This window comes from Streptomyces sp. NPDC059900 (genome assembly GCF_050270335.1).
Lineage (GTDB): Bacteria > Actinomycetota > Actinomycetes > Streptomycetales > Streptomycetaceae > Streptomyces.
Genome location: NZ_JBNNJZ010000611.1, coordinates 1 through 4,687, shown reverse-complemented (window position 1 = coordinate 4,687; position 4,687 = coordinate 1). Strand labels below are relative to the sequence as shown.

General features: G+C 69.9%; 5 protein-coding genes. 2 read left to right on the top strand and 3 right to left on the bottom strand.

Going from position 1 to position 4,687, the window contains the following annotated elements; translation table 11 throughout:
• Nucleotides 1–47 precede the first annotated feature (47 nt).
• Nucleotides 48–467 (bottom strand): NUDIX hydrolase, encoded by a 420-nt coding sequence (locus ACQKIP_RS40280; RefSeq protein ID WP_365864434.1) that lies wholly within the window; start codon nt 465–467, stop codon nt 48–50.
• 45 nt (nt 468–512) lie between these two features.
• Here ACQKIP_RS40280 and ACQKIP_RS40275 point away from each other — a divergent pair, with 45 nt between their 5' ends.
• Nucleotides 513–1,682, top strand: a complete 1,170-nt coding sequence (locus ACQKIP_RS40275; RefSeq protein WP_365864433.1) for a hypothetical protein — start codon at nt 513–515, stop codon at nt 1,680–1,682.
• A complete protein-coding gene (locus tag ACQKIP_RS40270) occupies nt 1,679–2,263 on the top strand; it encodes an AAA family ATPase (RefSeq protein ID WP_365864431.1) in 585 nt (194 codons plus the stop codon). The genes ACQKIP_RS40275 and ACQKIP_RS40270 overlap by 4 nt, the downstream gene beginning before the upstream one ends.
• Before the next feature lie 22 nt (nt 2,264–2,285).
• Here the strand turns inward: ACQKIP_RS40270 and ACQKIP_RS40265 are convergent, their stop codons facing one another.
• Nucleotides 2,286–3,737, bottom strand: coding sequence for a hypothetical protein (locus tag ACQKIP_RS40265; RefSeq protein WP_365864429.1), 1,452 nt, complete (start codon nt 3,735–3,737; stop codon nt 2,286–2,288).
• Nucleotides 3,727–4,687 (bottom strand): hypothetical protein (locus ACQKIP_RS40260; protein ID WP_427745309.1); only part of this gene is annotated, 961 nt, incomplete at its 5' end. The genes ACQKIP_RS40265 and ACQKIP_RS40260, both read right to left, overlap by 11 nt.

The following is a 4,687-nucleotide window of genomic DNA, read 5'->3' as shown; positions in this document are numbered from 1 at the left end:
AGGTGAGCGGGGTCGCCGTCGACGGGCGCAAGGAGTCGCATGCGGGGTCAGCTCTCCGCTCGGGCGGTGTCGTCGCGGTCCCGCTCACAAGTGATCAGTAATTCGCGGACATTGGGAGAAAGATCCGCCCAGTGTTCCCGTGCCTCGTCCAGGCTCATGTACCGCACAGCGTCGAAAGCCTTTTCGACGGGCGTCGGAGAGCCCCCCACCAGCTGCACCGCATACCACGCGTACCGGAAAGGCCGTCCGTCCTCGGTGAAGGTGCAGTCGCCCAATCGGTTCCGGACGGCAACCGTGACGCCGAGTTCTTCCCGGAGTTCGCGGACCACCGCCTGCTCGGGCGTCTCGTTCTTTTCAAGCTTGCCTCCCGGGAGTTCCCATCGGGGGCGCGGGGTGGTGCGATGGAGGAGGAGGATCCTGAGGGAAGAATCCTGGAGAACTCCACCGACTACGGGAAGTGCGTTCACGGCCGTCAGACTACACAGCCGGGGCTCACGGGGGGAGAGCGGGCGATGCCGACTCTGAAAGTCATGGCCCTGGCCTGTAGGGACGACCTGAGGCCGTTGCTTGACGCCGGGTTGATCGGTCAGGCGAGCGCCGGTCAGGCGTTCGCCGTGGAAAGGACCTGGCTCAAGAATGATCACAACAAGAAGTGCAAGCCACTGCTCAATGTTTCGTACGACACGCAGGCCTTTCTCTTCGAGGACGGGTCCTTTTATGTCGACGGAGGCGCGGACGGGCGGGCCGAATTCGACGATTTCGCCGGAACGGCGGAGTCGGGTGACCTGTGCCATGCCGCCATGCTGTTCGTGGGGCCGCATGCGGCGAAGAGCGGAGTCCTCACCGCGATCGACCGCGTGCGCGAACGCTGCCCCGGAATAGCGTTCATGGTGTTCATGCTGTCGAGCGACAGCTGGGAAGTGCTCAACTACATTGCGGGCAAGGGTAATCCGCACTACGCCATCCCGCAGGGGACCCGGCTTCTCTCGGAGTGGGAGGGCCAGTGGACCGAGGGTTTCCGGTGGTGCGCCGAAGCACTGAAGGGGATCAAGGAATCTCTTGTGGAGGGTCCGATCCTGGGGGTCGGGTGCCTGCTGGTGGCGTGCGAGGAGGGAACCTTCTTCCTTTCCAAGAGGGAGTGGAAGAACGGCGATCAGAAATACGGCACCTTCGGCGGCCCGCTGGATTCGGACGCGAACATCACCGGCGTCATCCTCCGGCACGGCAAGGAGCGCTTTCACCTGGACGACGAATCCGTGTTCACCCCCGGACCGCTGCTCGCCTGCACCAACATGCGGCGCGGCGGAAAGAATCACTACGTGGACATGACGTTCCTCTTCACCGTACAGAGAGAATCACGGCTGAGGAGGGGCGACGATTTCGACTGGTACGACGTCGCACAGATGGAAGAGTTCTGGCGCGAGGGCAAACTCTACCTTCCGGTGGCCAACGCCTTTCTCCGCTATTGCGCACTGGAAGCCTACGGAAGGCTGGGAAGCGCCCTCTTGCTGCCGGCGGCCATTTCCTGGATACAGCCCCATTTCACGCACAGCGTGGCACTGCCCACCGACAAGCTGCTGGATATCGCCAAGCTGCTCGGCCCCCAGACGAACGGGGAAGGCAGCGCGGCAGGCGTCGGTGGCTGCCCCGAGTTGTGGCCGCTCTTCTTCGAGACGCCGTGATCCCCGCCGTGCTGCTGGTGGGGCCGCCCGCCGCAGGCAAGAGCACCGTCGCCGCCCGCCTCGGCGCCCTGCTCACCGGCCGCGACGTGCGGCTGCTGCAACTGGACACCGTGCACCGCGAATTGTGCCCGCCGGATGTGGAGGGCCGGGGCTATCACTACGAGCAGGGGATGCTCATCCTCGATGACCGCCCGCGCCTGGTCGCCGAGGCGCTGGCGGCCTTCGACGGCGCGCTGGCCGAAAGCGCCAAAGCGGGCAACGGCGCCTTGGCGCTGGTGGAGTTCTCCTCCTCCGACTACCGCGCCACCTTGTCCGCGCTTCCCTCGCTGCGCCGCTACACCACCTACGCACTGCACGTCACCGCGCCGCGAGCGACGCTGTTGCGGCGCAACGCGCTGCGCCCCGAGGCCATCCGGGTACCGGAGGTATTCCTGCGGGCCGCAGCCCGGGCGGATGCGTCGGAGGTGGCCGCCCGCGTCGGCCGGGACCGCTTCGCCGAGGTGGCCAACACCGCGCAGGCGGCCCCCGATCAGCTCGACCCGCTGCTGGAACGCTGCCTGGGCCGGTGGGGGCTGCGCTGACCTGCTGAACCGCGCACTGCCCTCACCCGGCGATGATGCGGCGCCGGGCCGCCAGGATCGCCGCCCCGAACAGGAAGATGCTCGTCAGCAGGCACACCAGCCACACCCCGGTGTCCCAGACACCGGGCAGCGCATCGGGGCGGAAGGCGGAGACCCTGGCCGTGCCCGCCAGCGCCGCGAAGTACAGGCGCACCACCATCACCAGCGTGCCGCGCGGCGAGTCGTCGGCCAGCATGCCGATCGAGCGCAGCAGCAGCGCCCCGCACAGGCAGATGACCAACTGGGCGACGAGCGGCGCCAGCACGCTCTGCCCGTAGTGGATGGGCCGCAGGATCTCCAGGACGATCCGGTCGGCGCTGCGGCGGGGCAGGGCTTTGCGCCGGTAGTCCAGTTCCGCCCGGCGTGCGGTCATCCGTATCTGCGCGTGGTCGTGGCCGTCTTCCACCTGGCGCAGCAGGGCACCCCAGTACAGGGCGAGATCGCGGTCCTCGCCGGGCCGGTCCATGGCCCGGGCCCGTTTGATGCCGTCGGCGGCGCTGCGGCCCGCCCAGAAGGACACGTGGGCGGCCTTCTTCAGGGCGGACAGGGAGTGCGGGCGCAGTTCGAAGGCGTTGACGGCGGAGAGTTCGGCGTCCTCGACCGACTCCACCCCGGCGATGACCAGCCCCTGGTCCCCGGCTCCGTCCACCCGGCAGCCGCCGTCCACCCTCAGGGCGTGCACGGTTCCGGTGGCCCCGACGACCCGCCCCTTCTCCCGCACGGACAGCCGCAGGCCGTCCTCGAAGAGGGGGGCATCGAGCACGCCGCCCTCGACGCCGAGCTGTCCGGGGCCTGCGAAGGCGACAGCGCCTGCGGGGGTGAATCCTTCCCCCTGCGTCCCGTCCAGCAGCAGCCGGGTGCCGGCGCCGAGGACTACTTGCCGCACCCCGACGAGCGTGCCGGCACGCAGGGTGGCCTCCGGATGGTCCTTGGCGGGGGTCAGGGTGAGCAGCGCGCCGTGGACCTCGTCGGCGGTCAGTTCCCCGGCCGGCGCAAGGTCCCCTCCGCCGAAGGTCACCCTGGCGGCATGCAGGGGTACGTCCAGGGCCGCCCGGCCGGTGATCTCCAGAGCGGCGAGGGGCGCCTCGCAGCCGTGCAGGGCTGCCAGCGTGCTGCCAGAGCCCAGCGCCAGGGTGCCCGGCCAGTACTGCAGCTCCGCCTCGACGCCCACCAGCATCAGCCGCATGCCCTGGTGCGCCGCGGACTTGGGCAGCACGACGGAGAGTCGGGCGGCTGCCCCCGCGCCGCCGCCCGGCGCGCGCTCCAGGCTTACGTCGGCCAGCGGCTCGGGGACGTAGAGCCTGCGCACACCCGGCCCCACCAGCAGGCGCACCCGGCCGCCGGGTCCGGCCGCGGGCCGCAGGTCATAGGCGGGCTGGGGCCCGAATTGACTGGGCGTCACCACAGCGGCCCCGGCCACCACTTCACAGTCCACGTCGCTGTTCCCCCTCGACTGCCGCCCGCCGTCGCTCGTAGCGCGGAAACCACCATTCGTTGGCGGCGAAATGCAGAGAATTCACCACCACGATCGCCGGCGCGACGATCGCCACCGTTCTGGGCAGGGCCGGCTCCAGCATCAGCGCGAGGATGATGGCGGTGATGCCGTTCTGCTGTCCGCAGGCCAGCAGAACGCGATCGACGCGTTCCAGGCGCCGCGCGACCAGCAACCCCACCACGCCCTGCGCGGCGAAGGCCGCGCAACCCAGCACCAGACCGCGCCACAGATCGACGCCCAGCACCAGCAGCAGTCCCAGACAGAACGAGGCCGCCACGAACGCGCCCCGCACGGCCCGCCCGAGCCAAGCTCCCAGCCGCGGACGGTAGAAGAGCCCGATGGCGGCAAGTCCCAGCAGCAGCGAGTAGCGCACGGCGGCCGCCAGGAACACCAGCAGCAGCACGACCTCGACGACGTGCAGGGCCACAGCCCGGCGACGCGGTGGCGGCTGCGCCCTGCTCCTGCGTGCCGCGCGCAGGGCGCGGTGCGCCGCCACCGCGATCACCACGAGGACCGCGTTGGCGGCCAGTTCCAGGGCGTAGGTGCCCGTGTCGGTGCGCAGCGGGGAGGCGACCTGTTCCGCGAAGGTGAACCCGGCGACGTAGGCGGCAAGGAGTACGGTCACCGGGTCGTCGAAGGAGGCCCAGATCGCCAGGACCGCCCGGCCCCGCTGCGAGAGGCGGGAGCGGTCAAGGAGCGCGGAGACGGCCAGCGGGTCGATCTGCGCCATGACGACGGCCAGCAGCAGATACGCCGGGTCCGCCACGACGCCCCACAGGACGCCTGCGATCAGCGCGGCCTTGAGCACCACCCCGGCGGTGACCGCGGTCAGCACGGTCGGCAGGTCGTCGCGCACCTCCTGCCACGCCACGTCGTACGTGCTGCCGTAC

Bases quoted from the DNA above. Each gene is read 5' to 3' on its own strand.
- ACQKIP_RS40275 (WP_365864433.1), top strand. From the start codon at position 513: ATGCCGACTCTGAAAGTCATGGCCCTGGCCTGTAGGGACGACCTGAGG.